The 21400-nt window shown below is 69.2% G+C and carries 16 protein-coding genes, 1 pseudogene and 2 riboswitches; of the genes and pseudogenes, 7 read left to right on the forward strand and 10 right to left on the reverse strand.

Annotated elements, in window-relative coordinates; translation table 11 throughout:
- Positions 1–36: 36 nt before the first annotated feature.
- Positions 37–942 (reverse strand): aggregation-promoting factor C-terminal-like domain-containing protein, encoded by a 906-nt coding sequence (locus AC2D10_RS05170; RefSeq protein WP_484710898.1) that lies wholly within the window; start codon positions 940–942, stop codon positions 37–39.
- A 196-nt stretch (positions 943–1138) separates the two neighbouring features.
- The gene (typA, locus tag AC2D10_RS05175; protein ID WP_484710900.1) at positions 1139–3052 is read right to left on the reverse strand and encodes a translational GTPase TypA; all 1914 of its coding nucleotides are present in this window, start codon (positions 3050–3052) and stop codon (positions 1139–1141) included.
- Between the two features lie 100 nt (positions 3053–3152).
- On the opposite strand from typA, the gene AC2D10_RS05180 reads away from it, so the two are divergent.
- Positions 3153–3938 carry a CPBP family intramembrane glutamic endopeptidase gene (locus AC2D10_RS05180; protein ID WP_484710901.1) on the forward strand — a complete coding sequence of 262 codons (786 nt, stop codon included), beginning with the start codon at positions 3153–3155 and terminating at the stop codon, positions 3936–3938.
- Between the two features lie 19 nt (positions 3939–3957).
- On the opposite strand, the gene AC2D10_RS05185 is transcribed toward AC2D10_RS05180, so the two are convergent.
- The 8 genes and pseudogenes from AC2D10_RS05185 to AC2D10_RS05220 all read right to left on the reverse strand — a co-directional run bounded on the left by AC2D10_RS05185 (position 3958) and on the right by AC2D10_RS05220 (position 14448).
- Positions 3958–4521, reverse strand: a complete 564-nt coding sequence (locus AC2D10_RS05185) for a PH domain-containing protein (protein ID WP_484710902.1) — start codon at positions 4519–4521, stop codon at positions 3958–3960.
- Complete coding sequence (locus tag AC2D10_RS05190; RefSeq protein ID WP_484710903.1) at positions 4518–6197, reverse strand: dipeptide ABC transporter ATP-binding protein; 1680 nt, start codon at positions 6195–6197, stop codon at positions 4518–4520. The genes AC2D10_RS05185 and AC2D10_RS05190 overlap by 4 nt, the downstream gene beginning before the upstream one ends.
- Positions 6194–7138 carry an ABC transporter permease gene (locus AC2D10_RS05195; protein WP_484710904.1) on the reverse strand — a complete coding sequence of 315 codons (945 nt, stop codon included), beginning with the start codon at positions 7136–7138 and terminating at the stop codon, positions 6194–6196. The genes AC2D10_RS05190 and AC2D10_RS05195 overlap by 4 nt, the downstream gene beginning before the upstream one ends.
- On the reverse strand, positions 7131–8057 hold the full coding sequence (locus AC2D10_RS05200) for an ABC transporter permease (protein ID WP_484710905.1): 927 nt from the start codon (positions 8055–8057) through the stop codon (positions 7131–7133). Before AC2D10_RS05200 ends, AC2D10_RS05195 begins: the two co-directional genes overlap by 8 nt.
- A 101-nt stretch (positions 8058–8158) precedes the next feature.
- Positions 8159–9796, reverse strand: a complete 1638-nt coding sequence (locus AC2D10_RS05205) for a peptide ABC transporter substrate-binding protein (protein ID WP_484710906.1) — start codon at positions 9794–9796, stop codon at positions 8159–8161.
- A gap of 163 nt (positions 9797–9959) precedes the next feature.
- Positions 9960–12811 (reverse strand): annotated as a pseudogene (gene gcvP, locus AC2D10_RS05210) (aminomethyl-transferring glycine dehydrogenase).
- Positions 12812–12871: 60 nt separating this feature from the next.
- A complete protein-coding gene (gcvH, locus tag AC2D10_RS05215; protein WP_484710907.1) occupies positions 12872–13267 on the reverse strand; it encodes a glycine cleavage system protein GcvH in 396 nt (131 codons plus the stop codon).
- Positions 13264–14448, reverse strand: a complete 1185-nt coding sequence (locus tag AC2D10_RS05220; protein WP_484710909.1) for a glycine cleavage system aminomethyltransferase GcvT — start codon at positions 14446–14448, stop codon at positions 13264–13266. Before AC2D10_RS05220 ends, gcvH begins: the two co-directional genes overlap by 4 nt.
- A 52-nt stretch (positions 14449–14500) precedes the next feature.
- Positions 14501–14599: riboswitch (glycine riboswitch) on the reverse strand.
- A 1-nt stretch (position 14600) separates the two neighbouring features.
- Positions 14601–14695: riboswitch (glycine riboswitch) on the reverse strand.
- A 157-nt stretch (positions 14696–14852) separates the two neighbouring features.
- Here AC2D10_RS05220 and AC2D10_RS05225 point away from each other — a divergent pair.
- The 6 genes from AC2D10_RS05225 to AC2D10_RS05250 are packed head-to-tail and all read left to right on the forward strand — an operon-like array spanning position 14853 to position 21384.
- Positions 14853–15569 carry an NUDIX hydrolase gene (locus AC2D10_RS05225; protein ID WP_484710911.1) on the forward strand — a complete coding sequence of 239 codons (717 nt, stop codon included), beginning with the start codon at positions 14853–14855 and terminating at the stop codon, positions 15567–15569.
- Positions 15566–16900: a quinolinate synthase NadA gene (gene nadA, locus AC2D10_RS05230; RefSeq protein WP_484710912.1), complete on the forward strand. Its 1335-nt coding sequence runs from the start codon at positions 15566–15568 to the stop codon at positions 16898–16900. Before AC2D10_RS05225 ends, nadA begins: the two co-directional genes overlap by 4 nt.
- Entirely contained in the window at positions 16900–18426 is a 1527-nt protein-coding gene (nadB, locus tag AC2D10_RS05235) for an L-aspartate oxidase (RefSeq protein ID WP_484711808.1), read from the forward strand. The genes nadA and nadB overlap by 1 nt, the downstream gene beginning before the upstream one ends.
- Positions 18426–19277, forward strand: a complete 852-nt coding sequence (nadC, locus tag AC2D10_RS05240) for a carboxylating nicotinate-nucleotide diphosphorylase (protein ID WP_484710913.1) — start codon at positions 18426–18428, stop codon at positions 19275–19277. Before nadB ends, nadC begins: the two co-directional genes overlap by 1 nt.
- The gene (locus tag AC2D10_RS05245; RefSeq protein WP_484710915.1) at positions 19277–20413 is read left to right on the forward strand and encodes a cysteine desulfurase family protein; all 1137 of its coding nucleotides are present in this window, start codon (positions 19277–19279) and stop codon (positions 20411–20413) included. The genes nadC and AC2D10_RS05245 overlap by 1 nt, the downstream gene beginning before the upstream one ends.
- A gap of 23 nt (positions 20414–20436) precedes the next feature.
- Positions 20437–21384 carry a glycosyltransferase family 2 protein gene (locus AC2D10_RS05250; protein ID WP_484710917.1) on the forward strand — a complete coding sequence of 316 codons (948 nt, stop codon included), beginning with the start codon at positions 20437–20439 and terminating at the stop codon, positions 21382–21384.
- Positions 21385–21400 lie beyond the last annotated feature (16 nt).

Below are 21400 nucleotides of genomic sequence, written 5' to 3' on the forward strand. Positions count from 1 at the left end.
CGGGCGTCAAAGCCAGATGTTCACGGTCGAAGGCACTCAGTACCAGTTCATGGCCTGCGAGTGGCCCCAGGCGCTGCAGGGCGATCCGTAGGCGCGGTCGATGTAGTCGAGCCCCCACGAGATCTGCGTGGCGGCGTTGGTCTGCCAGTCGCTGCCGGCCGATGCCATCTTGCTGCCGGGCAGCGCCTGCGGGATGCCGGTGGCACCGCCGTCGGAGTTGTACGCCTGGTAGTTCCAGCCCGACTCCTTGTTCCACAGCGAGCTGAGGCACGAGAACTGGTCGGAGCCCCAGCCGTAACGGCTCGACGCCAGATCCCGAGCGGTCGCCTTGGCTCCCTCGACAGTGTTGCCCGCAGCGAGAGCGGCCGCGGCCGCAGCGGCCTGCTCGGCGGCGGCGCGCTCCGCGTCTTGGGCAGCCTTCTGCGCCTGCGCGGCGCCGAACACCTGCTGCAGGACGGCGGTGCGCGTCTGGATGTCGACGGTGTCGGCGACAGCATCCTCGGTCAGGTCGCTCAGCACCAGAGGCGGCACCTCCGAGCGATCGGCGAGTTCCTCGACATCGCTCCTGAGTCCCGCCGTGTCGATCGTCGTCGGAACCGTGCCCAGCGGAAGACCGGCCGCTGCGACCGCAGCGGTGAGGGCGTCCGCCTCGGCGACCGTCCGGGCGGCCTCGGCGTGCGCTGTCGCAGCGGCGTCGGAGATCTCGCGCAGCGAAGGTGCCGTCGACGACACGGAGGCGACGGCGAGTTCGGCCGGTCCGCCGCTGGCACGCTCAGCGGCTGCCGCAGGCGCGGAGACGGCGCCCACAGTCAGCGTGACGCCGAGGAGGGCGCCGGTGAGGGTGGTGAGAAGCAGCATCGGGCGTCGGGCGCGGACGGCGGAGTGGGCGTCCGCCATCGCGACGGCGCGCTGAGAAGCGCGGGTGTGGTGATGATGAAGCACAGAATCGACTTTCGGGTCGTCGAGCGCTCGGACCTGCGGGCAGGGCGACTCATCGGGAGCCGACTCGCCGAGCGCAAGTGTTCGATTCTGCCGCATGAACCTGAACGAAATATATCCCTGACCTGGGCATTCCATGAGAAGAGGGCCCCACCAACGCCGAATCGGCGGGATGGGGCCCTCTGCACTGCGGTTCAGATCAGGCGTTGGCGTCCTGCTTCTTGAGACGCGAGGTCTCGCGGGCACGCGTGTTCGCGTCGAGGTTGACCTTGCGGATGCGGACGACCTCGGGGGTGACCTCGACGCATTCGTCGTCGCGCGCGAACTCGAGGCTCTCCTCGAGCGTGAGCTGACGCGGCGGCGTCATCGACTCGAACGTGTCGGAGCTGGCTGCACGCATGTTGGTGAGCTTCTTCTCCTTGGTGATGTTCACGTCCATGTCGTCGGCGCGCGAGTTCTCGCCGATGACCATGCCCTCGTAGACCTCTTGCGTGGGCTGCACGAAGAACGACATGCGCTCCTGCAGGGCGATCATGGCGAACGGGGTGACGACGCCCTGACGGTCGGCGACGATCGAGCCGTTCTGACGCGTCGTGATGGAACCTGCCCACGGCTCGTAGCCGTGCGAGATCGCGTTCGCGATGCCGGTGCCGCGGGTCGTGGTGAGGAACTCGCTGCGGAAGCCGATCAGGCCGCGCGACGGGACGATGAACTCCATGCGCACCCATCCGGTGCCGTGGTTGGTCATGTTCTCCATGCGACCCTTGCGGTTCGCGAGCAGCTGGGTGATCGCGCCGAGGTGCTCCTCGGGTGTGTCGACCGTGAGGTGCTCGAACGGCTCGTGCGTCTTGCCGTCGATCTTCTTGGTGACCACCTGCGGCTTGCCGACGGTGAGCTCGAAGCCCTCGCGACGCATGTTCTCGACGAGGATGGCGAGGGCCAGCTCACCGCGGCCCTGCACCTCCCACGCATCCGGGCGTCCGATGTCGACGACCTTGAGCGAGACGTTGCCGATGAGCTCCTTGTCGAGACGGTCCTTGACCATGCGCGCGGTGAGCTTGTGGCCCTTGACCTTGCCCATCAGCGGCGAGGTGTTGGTGCCGATCGTCATCGAGATGGCGGGGTCGTCGACCGTGATCGCGGGGAGCGGGCGGACGTCGTCGGGGTCGGCGATCGTCTCGCCGATGGTGATGTCGCCGAAACCGGCGATCGCGACGATGTCGCCGGGGCCGGCCGAATCGGCCGGGTAGCGCTCGAGCGCGCGGGTCTTGAGGAGCTCGGTGATACGCGCGTTCTGGTGGGTGCCGTCGGCGCGGACCCAGGCCACGGTCTGGCCCTTCTTCAGCGTGCCGTTGAAGACGCGGAGCAGCGCGAGGCGACCGAGGAACGGGCTGGAGTCGAGGTTCGTGACCCAGGCCTGCAGCGGGTGCTCATCGTCGTACGAGGGAGCGGGGACGTGCTGGAGGATCGCCTCGAAGAGCGGCTCGAGGTCGTCGTTGTCGGGAAGCGACCCGTCGGCGGGGCGGTTGCGCGAGGCGGCGCCGGCGCGGCCGGAGGCGTACACGACGGGGACATCGAGCAGCGCGTCGACATCGAGGTCGGGCACGTCGTCGACGAGGTCGGAGGCGAGTCCGAGAAGCAGGTCGTGTGCCTCTTCCTCAACCTCGGCGATGCGGGCATCCGGACGATCGGTCTTGTTGACCAGCAGGATGACGGGGAGCTTCGACTCGAGCGCCTTGCGCAGCACGAAGCGGGTCTGGGGCAGCGGGCCCTCGCTCGCGTCGACGAGCAGCACGACGCCGTCGACCATGGACAGGCCGCGCTCGACCTCGCCGCCGAAGTCGGCATGGCCGGGGGTGTCGATCACGTTGATCGTCACCTCGCCGTCCGTGGCGTGGACGCCCTTGTAGGTGATCGCCGTGTTCTTGGCGAGGATCGTGATGCCCTTCTCGCGCTCCAGGTCGTTCGAGTCCATCGCTCGTTCGTCGACGTGGGCGTGTTCTCCGAAGGAGCCGGTCTGACGCAGCATGGCGTCGACGAGGGTGGTCTTGCCGTGGTCGACGTGCGCGACGATTGCGACGTTGCGGAGGTCAGAGCGAAGGGCGTGCGCCATGCAGATGTCCTAAAAGTGTGGGGTTTTGCCGAGAAGCCGACGTTCCAGACTATCGTATGCGGACGACTCGTTCCTGAGCGCGCGAAGTACGATCGTCATCGTGACCACCGTCGACCTCACCCCCGCTCCCTCGCGACGTCGCCTGTGGTGGGAGATCGCGATCGTCCTCGCGCTCGGTCTCGGCCAGTCCGCGGTGTACGCCGTAGTGCAGCTCGCGTATCGACTGACCGACACGACCCCGCTGGCAGATCAGACGGCGACGCTCAACCCCTCGCGCAGCGATCGTGAGATCTTCGACCTGATCTACCAGGTGCTGTCGATCGGCTTCTCGCTCGTTCCCGTCGTGCTCGTCTGCTTCCTGCTGTGGCAGGCACGCCGCCCGCATCTGCAGCAGCTCGGGCTCGACGGCACGCGCGTCGGCGCCGACACCGGGCGCGGTGTGCTGCTGGTGCTGGCGATCGGCGTCCCCGGGCTCGGCCTCTACATCGTCGGTCGCGCGCTCGGACTGTTCGTCGCCGTCAATCCGGCCGGTCTCGACACGCACTGGTGGACCGTGCCGATCCTGCTGCTCGCCGCCGCACGCGCGTCGCTGCAGGAGGAGTTCGTGGTGCTCGGCTACCTGTTCGCGCGCCTGCGCCAGCTCGGCTGGGGTCCGTGGCCGATCATCATCGCCACCTCGGTGCTGCGCGCCAGCTACCACCTGTACCAGGGCCCCGGCGCCTTCATCGGCAACCTCGCGATGGGACTGCTCTTCGGATGGCTGTTCCAGCGCTCCGGACGGCTGATGCCGTTCCTCGTCGCGCACTTCCTGATCGACGCGACGGTCTTCGTGGGCTACCCGTGGGCGGCGGCGACCTGGCCGGAGTTGTTCGGGCTCCCGGGCTAGGCGCGGGCTCGGACGCAACTCACGCGCCGGCGATCAGCACGGCAGCGACAGCCCAGGCCGCGAGCACGCAGAGGGCGATCAGCGCCGGGCCGTCCCAGCCGCGGCGGATCGGCGCGTCGGCACCGGTCGCCTCCTGCCAGCGATCACGGATGTCCGTGAGGTCGCGGATACCGGCCGGCGCCTTCGGAGTCTCCTCCGCCTCGCGCATGCGGCTGCGCGTCGGACGGGCGCGCGCGGGTCCGCCGTAGCAGGCGATCGTGCGGCCGTCGTCGAGCGAGAACTCGAGTTGCCAGCGCAGGTCGATGTCGCGCACCCGCGCCCAGCCGAACGTGGTGCGACGCAGCATGTTCTGCACGGTCACCCCGTCGTCGTCCACGCGCACGTGCGACACGAAGCTTAGCTCGTACACCGCCCACAGCGCCAGCAGCACCCACGGCGCGACCAGCAGCAGCTGCGCGAGGCTGCCCCGAACGGCGGTGTCGCCGAGCAGGAACAGCGCCAGCAGTGAGGTCAGCACCATCACCACCGGCCCGGAGGACGCGCGATACGTGTGCGCGCCCTCCGAGCGATCCGGCGAGGTCACTGTCCGTGACCGCCGAGGGTGATCGAGGCACCGGGGATCGCCTTCAGCAGACGATCCGTGTACTCCTGCTGCGGGTTGGCGAAGATCTCGTCGACGGTGCCCTGCTCGACGATCTTGCCCTTCTCCATGACGCACACGAGGTCGCTCGACACGCGGACGACGGCGAGGTCGTGCGTGATGAACAGGTACGTGAGCCCGAGCTCCGACTGGAGCTCGGCCAGCAGCTGCAGCACCTGGTCCTGCACCAGCACGTCGAGCGCCGACACGGCCTCATCGAGGACGATGATGTCGGGCTTGAGCGCGAGCGCGCGGGCGATCGCGACGCGCTGTCGCTGACCTCCGGACAGCTCGTTCGGGTACCGGGTGGCCAGCACACGGGGCAGCGAGACCTGATCGAGGAGCTCCTCGACCCGCTCGCGCTGCGACGCGCGGTCACCGACGCCGTGGATCTGCAGGGGCTCCGAGATCGTGTTGCCGATGTTGCGCAGCGGGTCCAGCGACCCGTAGGGGTCCTGGAACACCGGCTGCATGCGGCGACGCAGGCCGAACGCCTGGGCGTTCGACAGCCGCGACACATCCTGACCGTCGATCTCGATCGTGCCGCTGGTGGGCTCCTCGAGCTTGAGCACCATCTTGGCGACGGTGGACTTGCCCGAGCCGGACTCCCCCACCAGCGCCAGCGTCTTGCCGCGCGGGATCTCGAAGTTCACGTCGTCCACGGCACGGAAGTCTTCGCTGCGGAAGCCGCCCTGACGGATCTTGTAGTCCTTCGTGAGCCCGGCCACGCGCACCGTCGGCGGGATGTCGGCGAGATCCTCGAGCGTCTCGATGCCCCGGTCCTCCACCACCGCCTGGATGCGCTGCGAGGCGACGCTGGGCGCCGCGGCGACCAGACGCTTCGTGTACGGGTGCTGCGGGTTCTCGAGGATCTCCCTACTGGGGCCCGCCTCGACGATGTTGCCACCGTTCATCACGATGATCTTGTCGGCGCGCTCGGCCGCGAGGCCGAGGTCGTGCGTGATGAGCAGCACCGAGGTGCCCTTGTCTCGCGTGAGCGAGGCCATGTGATCGAGGATCACACGCTGCACCGTGACATCGAGCGCCGAGGTCGGCTCATCGGCGATGAGCAGCTTCGGGTCGGCCGCGAGGCCCATCCCGATCAGCGCACGCTGACGCATTCCGCCCGAGAACTGATGCGGGAACTGGTGCAGACGTCGTTCGGCGTCGGCCAGACCCGCCTGCTGCAGCACCTCGACCGTGCGGGCCTTGGCGGCAGCGCGCCCCTGAGCGATGCCGTTCGCACGGATCGCCTCCTTGACCTGGAAGCCGATGCTCCAGACGGGGTTGAGGTTCGACATCGGGTCCTGCGGCACGAAGCCGATGTCGCGACCGCGGACAGCCTCGATCTCGCGACGGCCGAGCGTGGTGAGCTCGCGTCCGTCAAGGGTGACCGAGCCGGCCGTGATCTGTCCCGTACCCGGAAGCAGGTTCACGATGGCCGTGGCCGTCGTGGACTTGCCCGATCCGGACTCGCCCACGATCGCGACGGTCTCGCCGGGCATGACGTCGAAGCTGATTCCGTGGAGGACCTCACGCAGCCCCTCCTGCGTGCGGAACGCGACGGTGAGGTCGCGGATGCTCAGCAGCGGGGTCTGTTCGGTGATGCGCTCGCTCATCGGCGTGCCCTCGCCTTCGGGTCGAGGGCGTCTCTGATGAGCTCACCCAGGGTGACGAACGCCAGCACCGCGAGAGTCAGCGCGATCGACGGATAGATGAGTGCCATCGGAGCGACCCGAAGCGAGGCCTGAGCCTTGCTGATGTCATTGCCCCACGACATCACGTCGCTGCCCAGACCGACTCCGAGGAACGACAGCGTCGCCTCGGCGACGATCGCCGCGGCGAGCCCCAGCGTCGAGACCACCAGCAGCGGCGCGATCGCGTTGGGGACCACGTGGTTCAGGAGGATCTTGAACTTCGACTGTCCGAGCGCCTGCGAGGCCATGACGAAGTCCGCCTGGCGCACGCGGAGCACCTCTGCGCGCACGACTCGAGCCGTGGACGCCCAGGCGAACCCGCCGATGGCGAGCGCAAGGGTCCAGACCGAGCGGGAATCCTTGAACACCGTCATCACGACGACAGCCGCGAGGATGTACGGGATCGCGAAGAAGATGTCGCCGACGCGCGAGAGGACCGAGTCGAGCCATCCGCCGTAGAAACCGGCGAGGGCTCCCATGATCAGACCGAGGGTCGATGCGATCAGCGTGGCGATGAGGCCGACGGCCAGCGAGGTCTGGGATCCCCAGACGATGCGGGCGTAGATGTCGCAGCCCTGGAACGTGAACCCCAGCGGATGCCCGTCGGTCGGACCGCCGTTGCTGTTCGACAGCTGGCAGTCCGCGTTCGGCGGCGTCGAGGTGAACAGCGTGGGCCACAGCGCCATCACCAGGAAGACGAGGGCGAGCACCACCGAGAACCAGAACAGCGGACGGCGACGCAGATCCTGCCACGCATCGCGCCAGAGGTTGCTGGGCTTGTCGGAGATGCGAATGGCGTCGACCGCGATCGACTCCGTCTCGACGGGAGCGACGTAGTGCTTCTGAGTGGTGGGATCAGGCATAGCGAATCCTCGGGTCGAGCAGACCGTAGAGCAGGTCGATGAACAGGTTGACCAGCACGTACAGGATGACGAACACCGTCACGAACGAGACGACGGTCGGTCCTTCACCACGGCGGATGGCCTCGAAGAGCGTGTTGCCGACGCCGGGCACGTTGAAAATGCCCTCGGTGACGGTCGCGCCGACGAGAAGCACTCCGAAGTTGGTGGCCGAGTTGGTGATCACCGGGATCAGGGAGTTGCGCAGCACGTGCACGGGGAGCACGCGGTTGCGCGAGAGGCCCTTGCTGTACGCCGTGCGGACCCAGTCCTGATTCAGGGTGTCGATGACCGAGCTGCGCATCAGGCGCATGCTCACGGCGTAGAGGCTGAAGCCGAGCACGATCGCCGGCAGCCAGAGGCCGCCCCAGTCATTGTCGGCCCCCACGGTCGGCTTGAACCAGCCGAGCTGGATCGCCAGGAAGTACTGCGCGAGGAATGCGACGACGAAGATCGGGATCGCGATCGCGACGAGCGCCACGATGAGCGACACGTTGTCGAACAGCTTCCCCTTGCGCAGCGCCGAGACGGTGCCGATGACGATGGCCAGCACGAACTCGATGCCGATCGCCATGATCGCGAGACGGCCGGTGACCGGAAGCGTCGCGGCGAGGACCGTGGAGACGGGCCGGCCGGAGTAGGTGGTGCCGAGGTCACCCTGGAACACACCGGTGATGTAGTACCAGTACTGCACGATGAACGGATCGTTCAGGTGGTACTGCTCGCGCAGTTGAGCGACGACCGCCGGGCTGGGGGTCTTGTCGCCGAACAGCGCGAGGATCGGGTCGCCGGGCATGGCGAACACGAGGAAGTAAATGAGCAGGGTGGCTCCGAAGAAGACCGGGATCACCTGCAGAAGACGTCTCAGAATGTAACCGAGCATCCGCTTGTCCCTTCTTGAGGGGAAAGAAAGCGACGTGAACACAAGCCTGTGAGGCGGTGACGACGAATCGTCACCGCCTCACAGGTGGAGTGCCGTCAGACTTACTCGCCGGCCTTCGTGATCTCGTAGTACAGCGGAACCGAGTTCCAGCCGAACGTGACGTTGTCGACGTTCTCGCTGAAGCCACCGGTCACGTTGGAGTACCACAGCGGGATCGCGGGAAGGTCCTGGAACAGGATCTCCTGAGCCTTCGTGAAGTCCTCGATCTGCGCGTCGGCGTCGGGGTTGCTGATGCCAGCCGAGATGAGGTCGTCGAACTCAGGGTTCGTGTAGTCACCGTCGTTGGAACCGGCGCCCGTGGCGTAGAGCGGTCCGAGGAAGTTGTACAGACCCGGGTAGTCGGCCTGCCAGCCCGAACGCGCAGCGGTGGTGATGCTGCGGTCGTTGATCTTGGTACGCAGATCCTGGAAGGTCGGGTACGGGTCACCGGATGCCTCGATGCCGAGCGTGTTCTTGATGCTGTTGCTCACTGCGTCGACCCAGGCGTCGTGTCCGCCGTCGGAGTTGTAGGCGATCTTGAAGTCACCCTCCCACGGCGAGATGGCGTCGGCCTCGGCCCACAGGTCCTTTGCCTTCTCGGGGTCGTAGTCGAGAACCTCGCTACCGGGGACCGAGTCCGACCAGCCGGCGATGACCGGCGAGGTGAAGTCGGCTGCCGGGGTGCGGGTGCCCGAGAAGATGGTCTCGGTGATCTCTTCGCGGTTGATCGCCATCGACAGCGCCTGACGACGCAGCTGGCCCTCTTCGCCGCTGAAGTGCGGGAGGAACTGGCCGATGGTGAACGACTGGAACACGGCAGAGGGCTGGTTCACAGCACGCTCGCCGAGCTCGTCGGCGAAGACCGGGAGCGAGTTCGTCGGGATCGCGTCGATGACGTCGACCTCGTTCGACAGCAGGTCGGCGTAGGCCGCTTCCTGCGTGGCGTAGAACTTGATCGTCAGACCGCCGTTGGCGGCCTTGCGTCCGCCGTCGTAGTCGTCGTTGCGCACGAGGTCGATCTGCACGTCGTGCTGCCACGCGTCGGCGCCGTCGATCATGTACGGGCCGTTGCCGATCGGGTTCTGGCCGAAGGCCTCCATGTCCTCGAACGCGACGTCCGGGAGCGGGTAGAACGCCGAGTAGCCCAGGCGCAGAGCGAAGTCGGAGGCCGGCTTGTTCAGCGCGATCGTGAAGGTGTAGTCGTCGACCTGCTGCAGACCCGTGAGCTCTGAGTCCTCGTCGTAGCTGAAGCCCTCGATGTCCTCGAAGAAGTAGCTCGAGAGGTGAGCGTTCGAGAGCTTGGCGCCCTCGTTCCACGCCTTGATGAAGTTGTCGGCGGTGACCTCTTCACCATCGGTGAAGGTCAGGCCTTCCTTGATCTTGACGGTGAGGTTCTGCGGGTCCTCGGTCGTGATCTCTTCGGCCACGTCGTTGACGGGCTTGCCGTCGGCGTCGTAGTAGATGAGACCGGCGAAGATCTCGTCGAGGATCTTGCCGCCGCCGACCTCGTTGGTGTTGGTCGGGATCAGCGGGTTCTCGGGCTCGGAGCCGTTCGTGGTGATGATGGCGTCTGCGTTTGCCGCAGCGCTGGCGTCGTCACCCGAGTCGTTGCCGTTGCCGCCACTCGCGCAGCCCGCGAGCGCCAGGGCGCCGATCGCGAACAGCGCGGTGCCCGCAAGGGCGATCTTGTTGCGCTTCACTATTGTGTCCTCCTGGACTGTCGAACAATCTGCGCGCTCATCGTCGAGCGCGTAGGGATATCTGAGCGTAACCCGGGGTTTCACGGACGTCCCATTCGGCTAATCAACCGTTACTGAGTGGTGACCAACGTTAACGTCCGTGAAACACGCCGAGATGCTGTGCTCAGGCGAAGGCCTCGATCGGCGGGCACGCGCAGACCAGGTTGCGGTCGCCGTACGCCTGATCGATCCGGCGCACCGGCGGCCAGTACTTGCCGGCGACCAGCGCATGCACCGGGTAGGCGGCATCTTCGCGCGTGTACGCGTGGTCCCACTCCCCCGAGATCAGCGAGACCGCCGTGTGCGGCGCGTGCACGAGAGGGTTGTCGTGCGCAGGCCACCGACCTGCCGCCACGGCGTCGGCCTCGGCCTTGATCATGATCATCGCCTCGATGAAGCGCTCGATCTCAGCGAGGTCCTCCGACTCGGTGGGCTCGACCATGAGGGTGCCCGCGACGGGGAACGACATCGTCGGCGCGTGGAAGCCGTAGTCGATCAGGCGCTTGGCCACGTCGTCGACCGTGATGCCCGTGGCCTCCTTGAGCGGACGCAGGTCGAGGATGCACTCGTGCGCGACGCGATCGTTCTCGCCCGCGTACAGCACCGGGTAGTGATCGGCCAGGCGCGCGGCGATGTAGTTGGCCGAGAGCACGGCCGCCGCGGTGGCACGACGCAGCCCATCGGCGCCCATCATGCGCACGTACGCCCACGAGATCGGCAGCACGCCGGCCGAGCCGTAGGGAGCGGCCGAGACGACGCCGCCATCGAACACGAATCCGCCCGCGTGCTCGGCGCGCTGCGCGAGCGGGTGCGAGGGCAGGAAAGGGGCGAGGTGCGCCTTGGCGGCCACGGGACCGACGCCGGGTCCGCCGCCGCCGTGCGGGATCGCGAACGTCTTGTGCAGGTTGAGGTGCGAGACGTCGCCGCCCAGATCGCCGAACCGGGCGTACCCGAGCAGGGCGTTCAGGTTGGCGCCGTCGACGTACACCTGTCCTCCGGCATCGTGCACGGCGGAGGTGATCTGGACCACGTCCTGCTCGTACACGCCGTGGGTCGAGGGGTACGTGATCATGAGCGCGGAGAGCTGCTCGGCATGCGCGGCGATCTTCGCGCGCAGGTCGTCGAGATCGACGTTGCCCAGGTCATCGCAGGCGACCACAACCACCTTCATGCCCGCGAGCACCGCGGAGGCCGCGTTCGTGCCGTGCGCGGACGACGGGATCAGACACACGGTGCGCTGGTCGTCGCCGTTGGCGAGGTGGTAGCCGCGGATCGCCAGGAGCCCGGCGAGCTCGCCCTGCGACCCGGCGTTCGGCTGCAGCGAGACCGCGTCGTAGCCGGTGACCTCGGCCAGCCACGCCTCGAGCTGATCGATCAGCTCGAGGTAGCCGGTGACATCGGATGCTGGGGCGAACGGGTGGATGCCGGCGAACTCCGGCCACGTGATGGCGGCCATCTCGGTCGCCGCATTGAGCTTCATCGTGCACGAGCCCAGCGGGATCATGCCACGGTCGAGCGCGTAGTCGCGGTCGGCGAGGCTCTTGAGATACCGCATCATGGCGGTCTCGCTGCGGTGCGCGTGGAACACCGGGTGCGTGAGGAACTCCTCCTCGCGCCGCAGCTCGGCCGGGAGCGAGTCGTATCCGTCGCCGAAGCCGAAGACGCGCTCCTGCGCTCCGCCGAAGACCATCGCGACCCGGTGCAGCTCGGCGGTCGTCGTGGTCTCATCGACCGCGATGCCGACCGTGTCGGCGTCGACGGCGCGCAGCAGGATGCCGTGCTCATCATGTGCCTGTGCCACGAGAGCGTCGGACCGACCGGACGTCCGCACCTGCAGCGTGTCGAAGAACGCCTCGTGCACGACCTCGGCTCCGGCCTCGACCAGCCAGTCGCGCAGCAGTGCCGTCTTGGTCGCGACCTCGCGCGCGATCGCCTGCAGCCCGTCGGGGCCGTGGTACACCGCGTACATCGACGCCATCACGGCGAGCAGCACCTGCGCGGTGCAGATGTTGCTCGTCGCCTTCTCACGACGGATGTGCTGCTCGCGCGTCTGCAGCGAGAGGCGGTACGCGGGCCGGCCGTCGGCGTCGACCGAGACGCCGACCAGGCGACCCGGCAGCTGACGCTCGAGCCCGGCGCGCACGGCCATGTAGCCGGCGTGCGGTCCGCCGAAGCCCATCGGCACGCCGAAGCGCTGCGTCGTGCCCACGGCGACATCGGCGCCCAGCGAGCCGGGCGAGGCGATCAGCGTGAGCGCGAGCAGATCGGCCGCGACCACCGCGAGACCGCCGGCGAGGTGCGCGGCGTCGATGACGGCCGCCGGGTTCCACACGCGACCGGACGCACCGGGGTACTGCACGAAGACGCCGAACAGCTCGGCCGGCAGCTCCTCGCCCGCGGCGAAGTCCACCGGCACGAGCTCGACGCCCACTGCGTCGGCCCGGGTCGCCAGCAACGCCTTGGTCTGCGGGAGCGCGTCGGCGTCGACCGCGAACACGGCGCTCTTCGACTTCGAGGCGCGGCGCGCCAGCAGCATCCCCTCGGCGACGGCCGTGGACTCGTCGAGCATCGACGCGTTCGCGGTCGACAGGCCCGTCAGGTCGGCGACCATGGTCTGGAAGTTGATGAGGGCTTCGAGCCGGCCCTGCGAGATCTCCGGCTGGTAGGGCGTGTACGCCGTGTACCAGGACGGGTTCTCGAGCACGTTGCGCTGGATCACCTGCGGGGTGATGGTGCCGTAGTAGCCGAGGCCGATCATCGGGCGGTTGACGGTGTTCTGCGCGGCGAGTGCACGGAGCTCCTGCAGCGCCTCGGTCTCGCTCGCGGCAGCGGGGATGATGCTCTGCTCCCCGAGCCCGAGCCCGATGCTGATGCGGGGTTCGGGGTGAAGATCGAGGCGGGCACGGCCTGGCGCATCAGCGCCTCGACCGGCTCCCACTCCTCGAGCCCGGCGTCGAACCCGAGGGTGTCGAGCATTCGGCGCTGGGCGTCGGCGGTGGTTCCGATGTGACGATCGGCGAAGGAGACCACGCGGGATCAGCCCTCCGTCAGCGCGACGTACGCGTCACGGTCGAGGAGTCCGTCGAGGGCGCCGTCGGCGACCGAGACCTTGATCAACCAGCCCGCGGCGAACGGCTCGGAGTTCACCAGCGACGGGTCGTCGACCACGGCGTCGTTGATCTCGACGATGGTGCCGGAGACGGGTGCGTAGAGCTCGCCGACCGACTTGGTCGACTCGATCTCGCCGACCACGGAGCCGGCCGTGACCTCGGTGCCGACCTCGGGCAGTTCGACGAAGACCACGTCACCGAGCTTGTCGGCCGCGTAGTCGGTGATGCCGACGGTCGCCACCTGGGTCTCTGAGCCCGACGAAGGGTCCGCGGCGATCCACTCGTGCTCGTCGGTGTAGTGCAGTGCGTTGAGATCGGTCATTTCGTCCTCCGGTAGAAAGGCAGAGCGGTCACGGTGGCGGGGATCCTGGTCCCCCGCACATCCAGGAATACGGCGGTTCCCTCGTCGGCGGACTCGGGCGAGACGTAGGCCATCGCGATCGGATGACCGAGGGTGGGACTCAGCGCGCCGCTGGTGATCTCGCCGAGCGGATCACCTGACTCCGAGACGACCGCGTAACCCGCCCGACCCGCGCGCTTTCCCTCGGCGACGAGGCCGACCAGCACGGGAGCGTCGGGATCCGCGGCGGCGGCGTTCTTGCCGACGAAGCTCGGCTTGTCGGCGGCGACCACGCGGCCGAGGCCCGCCTGCGCGGGCGTGGTCTCGCGACTCAGCTCGTGTCCGTAGAGGGGCATTCCCGCCTCGAGGCGCAGAGTGTCGCGGGCGGCGAGTCCCGCCGGCACGAGTCCGTGCGGGCGGCCGGCCTCGAGCACCGCGTCCCACAGCGCGGTCGCGTCGTCGGCGCGCACCAGGAGCTCGAAGCCGTCCTCGCCGGTGTAGCCCGTCCGGGCGATCAGCAGATGCGCACCCCGGAACTCGGCCTCGGCCCAGGCGTAGTAACGCTGGTCGGCCCAGGGCACGCTCAGCGCGTCGATGCCCGCGGTCTCGGCGAGGATGCGCTCCGCCGCCGGACCCTGCACGGCGATCAGGGCGAACGCATCTGACACGTCCTCGACGTCGACGCCGCGGTCTCCGAGGAATCCGGCGAAGCTGCGCTCCTCCCCTTCGGCGCGCTCAGGCGTCTCGCGCTCGAGGATTGACGGGAACGAGCGCACCCGCGACGCGAAGGCCGCATCGACGAAGCCGCGGTTGCCGGCGTTCGCGATCACGAGGTAGCGGTCGTCGGCCAGACGGTAGGCGATGACGTCGTCGATGATGCCGCCGTCGTCGGCCAGGACCAGCGAATACTTGGCCTTGCCGACGGGCATCGTCGAGATGCGGCCGGCGAGGGCGTAGTCGAGGAACTCCCCGGCGAAGTCGCCCGTGACCTGGAACTCGGCCATGTGGGAGATGTCGAAGATGCCGGCGGCCTGGCGGACCGCGTGGTGCTCGGCGAGGTCGGAGGTGTAGCGCACCGGCATCTGCCACCCGCCGAAGTCGGTGAACGAGGCGCCGAGCGCGTCGTGTCGCTCGCGGAGCGGGGTGTAGCGGGGGTCTGACATGGAGTTCTCCCGTGCGGTCGGGCGGCACAGCGATACGGCTGTCCCTCGGAACTCCCCCTCTGTCATGGGCCTGAGAGTTTCACCCGTGCGCGGAGGCGGGGCTTTCACCGTCGGCGGACCCCGATGACATCGGGATCGCTTTTCAGAGTGGCCGGAACCGCGCGGTACGCATACCTGAGAGATTGGCGGGGAGGCTTGCTCCTTCGGTGCCCGGCTGCGTTCGCCGGGGCTCTCCCGCGGGGGTCATTCGGCCTGTCTTCAGTTGTGCGCTCAGTCTAGCGGGATGCTCCGTCGCGACGAGAGCCGATCTCGGCGAGTTCGGCGGCGCCTGTCACCATATGACGTCATCTGCGCGCACTAAGGGTCGGCATGACACTAAGATCGAAGCGGAGGTTAAGGTGTCTATGACTCGAACTGAGGAGATCCGCGTCGCCGTGTCGACGGTGATCCTCACGCTGCGCGCGTCGGCGACGGGCGAGACGCAGCTGTCCCTGCCGCTCGTGCGCCGCACACGCGAGCCGTTCGCCGACCGGTGGGCGCTTCCCGGCGGCTGGTTGACCGCGGCCGAATCACCCGTCGACGCCTCCGCGCGCACGCTGGCCGAGACCACGGGCCTCGCTCCGAGCTACCTGGAGCAGCTCTACGCCTTCGGCGCCGTCGACCGCTCCCCCACGCGCGTCGTGTCGATCGTCTACTGGGCGCTACTGCGCCAGGACGACGTCGTCGCGCAGAGCGCCGCGCACCTGGCATCCGGCCGCGCCCCCGAGAACGTGCAGTGGTTCGACCTCGACGACCTGCCGCCCCTCGCCTTCGACCACGCCCAGATCATCGAGTATGCGCTCTGGCGGCTGCGCAACAAGGTCGGCTACAGCCGCGTCGCCCACGGTTTCCTGCCCGCGGAGTTCACACTCGCCGAGCTGCGCGAGGCCTACGAGGCGATCCTCGGCCGACACCTGGACCCGGCGAACTTCCGTCGGCAGGTGGAGTCGACGGGGAATCTCCTGCCGACCGACCGCTTCCGCACCGGCAACCACCGCCCCGCACGCCTCTACCGCTATAACACCGATGTCGAGCTGGCCGACCGCGGCCCGCTCGGCTCCGAAGAAACGAGCACCCGATGAGCATCACCGTCGTCCCCACGCCGTCTGTTCGTCCTACGGACGCCTCCGTCGACCACGCGATCCAGGACATCGTCGCCGGCGTCTCGACCGACGCCACGTGCACGACCGACCTCGCCGCCGGCCCCTGGGACTTCGACGTGCGCCCCGGCTACGGACCCGGCTCGTCGATGGGCGACGTCATCCCGACCGGAGCACCGCGCCAGGGCGAGCTTCCGGCGACCTACCGCGACGCGTCCGAGGAGGAGCTCGACGCGCGCGTCCGCGCCGCCAAGGCCACCCTCGGCGAGCGCGTCGTGATCCTCGGGCACTTCTACCAGCGTGAAGAGGTCGTGCGCCACGCGGACTACGTCGGCGACTCGTTCCAGCTGGCGACGGCCGCGAAGGATCGGCCGGATGCCGAGGCGATCGTGTTTTGCGGCGTGCACTTCATGGCCGAGACAGCCGACCTGCTCTCGGGCCCGGAACAGGCCGTGATCCTGCCGAACCTCGCCGCCGGGTGCTCGATGGCCGACATGGCCGACATCGACCAGGTCGAGGACTGCTGGGAGCAACTGGCCGACGTGCTCGGGGACCTCGACGCCGTGGATGCCGACGGGCGGGTACCGGTCGTGCCGGTGACGTACATGAACTCTTCCGCGGCGATCAAGGGCTTCGTGGGGCGGCACGGCGGGATCGTCTGCACGTCCTCCAACGCGCAGACCGTGCTCGAGTGGGCGTTCGCGCGCGGCCGTCGAGTGCTGTTCTTCCCCGACCAGCACCTCGGTCGCAACACCGCCAAGGCGATGGGCGTGCCGCTCGAGCAGATGCCGATGTGGAACCCGCGTCGTCCGCTCGGCGGCTCGAGCGCCGAGGAACTGGTCGACTCGCGCGTGATCCTCTGGCACGGATTCTGCTCGGTGCACCGGCGCTTCACCGTCGCGCAGATCGACCAGGCGCGCATCGAGCACCCGGGCGTCCGCGTCATCGTGCACCCCGAGTGCCCGATGGAGGTCGTGGATGCCGCGGACGAGGCCGGGTCGACCGAGTACATCCGCCGGGCGATCGACGCGGCCACGGAGCCGACCTCGTTCGCGGTGGGAACCGAGATCAACCTCGTGCGCCGGCTCGCCGCACAGTATCCGCAGCACGAGATCTTCTGCCTGGACCCGGTCGTCTGCCCGTGCTCCACGATGTACCGCATCCACCCCGGCTACCTCGCGTGGGTGCTGGAGGAGCTCGTGGCCGGCCGCACCCCGAACCGGATCACCGTGAGCGTCGACGTCGCCGATCCCGCCCGCGTGGCACTGGAGCGGATGCTCGCCGCGAAGCCGCCCGTCGCGGTCGGTGCGTGATGCACGCGATCGTCGTGGGGTCGGGCATCGCGGGTCTCACCGCCGCCCTGCACGCGCACGAGGCCGGACACACGGTCACGGTCGTCACGAAGGGGGCGACGGGCGAGGGCAGCACCGGGTACGCGCAGGGTGGCGTCGCCGGGGTCTACGGGCCCGGTGACTCGGCCGCGCAGCACGCCGCCGACACGGTCACGGCGGGCGCGGGACTCTCGGACCTCGCGGCGGTCGACGTGCTCGTCGCCGATGGAGCCGCGCGCATCGCGGAGCTGATCTCACGCGGCGTCGCCTTCGACCGCGGCGCAGACGGCGCGCTGCTGCTCGGGCGCGAGGCGGCACACAGCCACGCGCGCATCGTGCACGCGGGCGGGGATGCCACGGGAGCCGCGATCGCGCACGCCCTTGCTCTCGCGGTGCGCGCGGCAGGCATCACCGTCGTGGAGCACGCCGTCCTGCAGGAGCTGATCGTGGCGGACGGGGTCGTGCGCGGCATCCGGATCCTGCGCGACGGACGCACGCGCGCGCTCGATGCCGACGCCGTGATTCTGGCCACGGGCGGGGCCGGTCACCTGTACGCGCACACGACGAATCCTGTCGGCATCACCGGTGACGGGATCGCCGCCGCTCTGCGGGCGGGAGCCGCGGTCGACGACCTGGAGTTCGTGCAGTTCCACCCGACGATCTTGGGCGCGGGTCCGGCCTTCCTCGTCTCGGAGGCCGTGCGGGGCGAGGGCGCGACGCTGGTCGACGACGCCGGACGCCGGTTCATGTTCGACGTGCATCCGGACGGCGAGTTGGCCCCGCGCGACGTGGTGGCCCGGGCGATCGCACGTCAGTCCGCGGCCCAGGGCTCGCCCGTGCGACTCGACGCCACGATGCTCGGCGCGCAGCAGTTGGCGCAGCGGTTCCCGACGATCAACCGGGTCACTCGTGAGCGCGGCTTCGACTGGTCGCGTGAGCCGGTGCCGGTCACGCCCGCCGCGCACTACCTGATGGGCGGCATCCGCACGGATCTCGACGGACGCTCCACGCTCCTCGGTCTCTTCGCGGTCGGCGAGACCGCGCGCACGGGTGTGCACGGCGCGAACCGGCTCGCCTCGAACTCGCTGCTCGAGGGCGCGGTCTTCGGTGCGCGTGCCGCCGCAGCCGTGGCTCGACCCTGGCCATCGGCATCCACCCCGGCGTTCCGGTCGCGATTCGCGCCGCCTGCGACGTCCGCGAGCGGCAACAACTGCGACCGGAACCTCGGTGAGGGGCGGGACGCCTTCTCGCGGAAGGCACTGCAGCGGCTGATGTGGGATCAGGTCGGGCTCATCCGCACCGACGAGGGGCTCCTCGACGCGCAGCACACCCTACGGGCGTGGCGTGCGACCGCGCCCTCTCCGCTGACGGTCGCGGAGCACGAGGACGCGAATCTGCTCCTGCTCGCCGAGGCCACCGTCGCGGCCGCCCTCGCGCGCACCGCATCCGTCGGCGCGCACTTCCGCCGCACCGAGTCCGTCGAAGCACCACTCCTGGAGACCGTCTGATGCTCACGCCCGCCACCCTCACCCGCGTCGTCGGCGCTGCCCTCGAGGAGGATGCTCCGTGGGGCGACCTCACCAGCACCACGCTGATCCCCGCCGACGCCGCCGCGACCGCCGACCTCGTCGCGCGCGAAGCCGGGGTCTTCAGCGGCGGCGAGGTGTTCGCCGCCGCTTTCACTCTGACGGACCCGGGCGTCGTGGTGGATCTGCATGCGGGAGACGGTGACGCCTTCGCCGCGGGCGATGTGCTGGCCTCTGTCAGCGGCTCCGCCCGCAGCATCCTGACCGCCGAGCGCGTCGCTCTCAACTTCACGCAGCGCATGAGCGGGATCGCGACGCTTACCGCCGCGTACGTGCGCGCGGTCGAGGGGACTTCAGCCCGCATCGCGGACACCCGCAAGACCACGCCGGGTCTGCGCGCGTTCGAGCGGCATGCGGTGCTGTCGGGCGGAGGGCGCAACCACCGCGCCTCCCTTTCCGACGCGGTGATGGCGAAGGACAACCACCTCGCCGTGCTCACACGGTCGGGCATCGATGTGGCGTCTGCGCTGCGCGACGCGCGGTCACGTCTGCCTCACACCACACATGTCGTGGTCGAGGTCGACCGACTCGACCAGATCGACGCGGTGCTCGATGGCGGCGCACACACCGTGCTGCTCGACAACTTCTCACTGGCTGACCTGCGCACAGGCGTCGCTCTCATCGCCGGGCGGGCGACCGTCGAGGCGTCGGGTGGGGTGTCGCTCGAGACCGTGGGCGAGATCGCCGCGACGGGCGTCGACGTGATCTCGGTGGGGGCGCTGACGCATTCGGCCCGCGCGCTCGACCTCGGATTGGATGTGCGGATCTCCTGATGCTCTACCTCGATCACGCCGCGACGTCTCCGGTGCGGGCGGAGGTGCTCGACGCGATGCGCCCCTTCCTGACCGGGGTGTTCGGCAATCCCTCGAGTCACCACACGGCCGGCGAGGCTGCGGCGAGCGCACTGGATCAGGCCAGGGCGGAAGTCGCGGCGGTGCTGGGTATGCGCACGGGAGATGTCATCTTCACGGCGGGAGGCACCGAGGCGAACAATCTCGCGATCAAGGGCATCACGCTGGCGGCGCTCGCGCGCGGTCGGCGGCACGTCGTGGTCTCCCCCGTCGAGCACGAGTCGATCCTCGAATCCGCGGAGTACCTGCGCCGATTCCACGACGTCACGATGACCGCGGTGGCGGTCGACAGCGCCGGGCGCATCACCCCGGCGGCTCTCGACGCTGCCGTTCGCGACGACACGGCGGTCATCTCGCTCGGGCACGCGAACAACGAGATCGGCACCGTGCAGAATGCTGCGGACCTCGCCGCGGTCGCCCGTGAGCGCCGCGTGCCGCTGCACCTCGACGCGGTGCAGTCGGCCGGATGGCTCGATCTCACCGGCACCGGCGCCGACGCGATCTCGATCGCCGGACACAAGCTCGGCGCACCCAAGGGCATCGGGGCGCTCGCCGTGCGCGGCCGCGTCGCACTCGAGCCGCTGCTGCACGGGGGCGGTCAGGAGCGGGGGCGACGTTCGGGCACCGAGAACGTGGCCGGCGCCGTCGGGCTGGCGACGGCCCTGCGCCTCGCCACGGCTGAACGCGATGAGACCGTCGCTCGTGTCGGAGCGGCCACCGCGCGGTTCGTCCGCGCGGTGCTGGCCGCTGTGCCCCAGGCGGAACTGACGGGCGATCCGCAGCGCCGACTGCCCGCCACCGCGAGCTTCACCTTCGCGGGAACCAGCGGCGAGGCGGTGCTCCTCGAGCTCGAACGACGCGGCGTGATCTCCTCCAGCGGGTCCGCGTGCGCGGCCGGCAGCGACGAGCCCTCCCACGTGCTGATCGCGTGCGGCATCCCGCCCGAGGTCGCCCAGACCTCGGTGCGCTTCACGTTCGGGCGAGAACCGCTGCCCGACGATGCTCCCGAGCGCCTCGCCGCGCTCGTCGCCGACGCCGTGCGGGCGGTCTCGGGCTGACCGCGTCGGCCTAGAATCGGCTCGTGACCGCATCCGACCCGATCGTGACGATGATCGTCCCCGGGCGGGACATCGCCCCCTTCGCCCCCGCCGCGCTCGCCTCGCTGCGTGCACAGACCGAGCCCCGATGGCGTGCCGTCCTCGTGGACGACGGCTCGACCGACGGCACCGGTCGGATCTTCGCCGACGCCGCGGCCACCGACCGGCGGTTCACCCTCGTGCAGCACGACGCGTCTCGCGGCCTCGGGGCCGCCCGCAACGTCGCCCTCGATCTCGTCGACACCCCTCTGCTCGGCTTCCTCGATGCCGATGACGAGCTCACCCCCACCGCTCTCGCCCGTCTCACGGGCACGCTCGCCCGCACCGGAAGTGACTTCGTGGCCGGCGCCTACGTGCGCACACGACTGCAGGGCGATGACTACGTCGCCGGCCGCGTGCAGCCCTGGGTGGCCGCCGCGACCGCTCCGGAGCGCCTGCGCACCACACTCGCGGAGCACCCGCAGGCGTCCGCGAACATCGTCTCGTGGTCGAAGATCAGCCGCACCGAGCTGTGGCACGACCTGCGCTTCCCCGAGGGAGTGGCGTACGAGGACCAGATCGTCGCGCAGCTGATGTACACGCGTGCTCGTGCCTTCGACGTGATCCCCGACGTGGTCGTGCGCTGGCGCGTGCGCGCCGACGGCACCTCGATCACGCAGAGCAAGGCGCAGCTGTCCGTGCTGCGCGACTACATCGGGGCGCTGCGCGGCGGGATCCACGTGCTGCACGACGCGGGGGCTCGCGCGGCAGTGACCGCGAGACTCGACCTGATCCTGGCGATGGACATCCCCCCGCTGCTCGAGATCGCGCACGCGCACGCCGACCCGTCGTATGCGATCGAGGTCGACGCCTTCATCGCTGAACTCCGTGCTCTCCCCGAGCACGCCGACGCCCTTCCCGACCCGACGCTCGCCGCCGCGCTGGCGTGGTGAGAGCGGAACCGAGAGC

This window comes from Microbacterium sp. PI-SA-G, from assembly GCF_057215335.1.

What these genes read in the sequence shown, in the direction of transcription:
- nadC (WP_484710913.1), top strand. Translation starts at nt 18,426, where the DNA reads ATGCTCACGCCCGCCACCCTCACCCGCGTCGTCGGCGCTGCCCTCGAG.
- nadA (WP_484710912.1), top strand. Translation starts at nt 15,566, where the DNA reads ATGAGCATCACCGTCGTCCCCACGCCGTCTGTTCGTCCTACGGACGCC.
- AC2D10_RS05220 (WP_484710909.1), bottom strand. Translation starts at nt 14,448, where the DNA reads ATGTCAGACCCCCGCTACACCCCGCTCCGCGAGCGACACGACGCGCTC.
- typA (WP_484710900.1), bottom strand. Translation starts at nt 3,052, where the DNA reads ATGGCGCACGCCCTTCGCTCTGACCTCCGCAACGTCGCAATCGTCGCG.
- AC2D10_RS05190 (WP_484710903.1), bottom strand. Translation starts at nt 6,197, where the DNA reads ATGAGCGAGCGCATCACCGAACAGACCCCGCTGCTGAGCATCCGCGAC.
- AC2D10_RS05225 (WP_484710911.1), top strand. Translation starts at nt 14,853, where the DNA reads ATGACTCGAACTGAGGAGATCCGCGTCGCCGTGTCGACGGTGATCCTC.
- nadB (WP_484711808.1), top strand. Translation starts at nt 16,900, where the DNA reads ATGCACGCGATCGTCGTGGGGTCGGGCATCGCGGGTCTCACCGCCGCC.
- AC2D10_RS05245 (WP_484710915.1), top strand. Translation starts at nt 19,277, where the DNA reads ATGCTCTACCTCGATCACGCCGCGACGTCTCCGGTGCGGGCGGAGGTG.
- AC2D10_RS05195 (WP_484710904.1), bottom strand. Translation starts at nt 7,138, where the DNA reads ATGCCTGATCCCACCACTCAGAAGCACTACGTCGCTCCCGTCGAGACG.
- AC2D10_RS05200 (WP_484710905.1), bottom strand. Translation starts at nt 8,057, where the DNA reads ATGCTCGGTTACATTCTGAGACGTCTTCTGCAGGTGATCCCGGTCTTC.
- gcvH (WP_484710907.1), bottom strand. Translation starts at nt 13,267, where the DNA reads ATGACCGATCTCAACGCACTGCACTACACCGACGAGCACGAGTGGATC.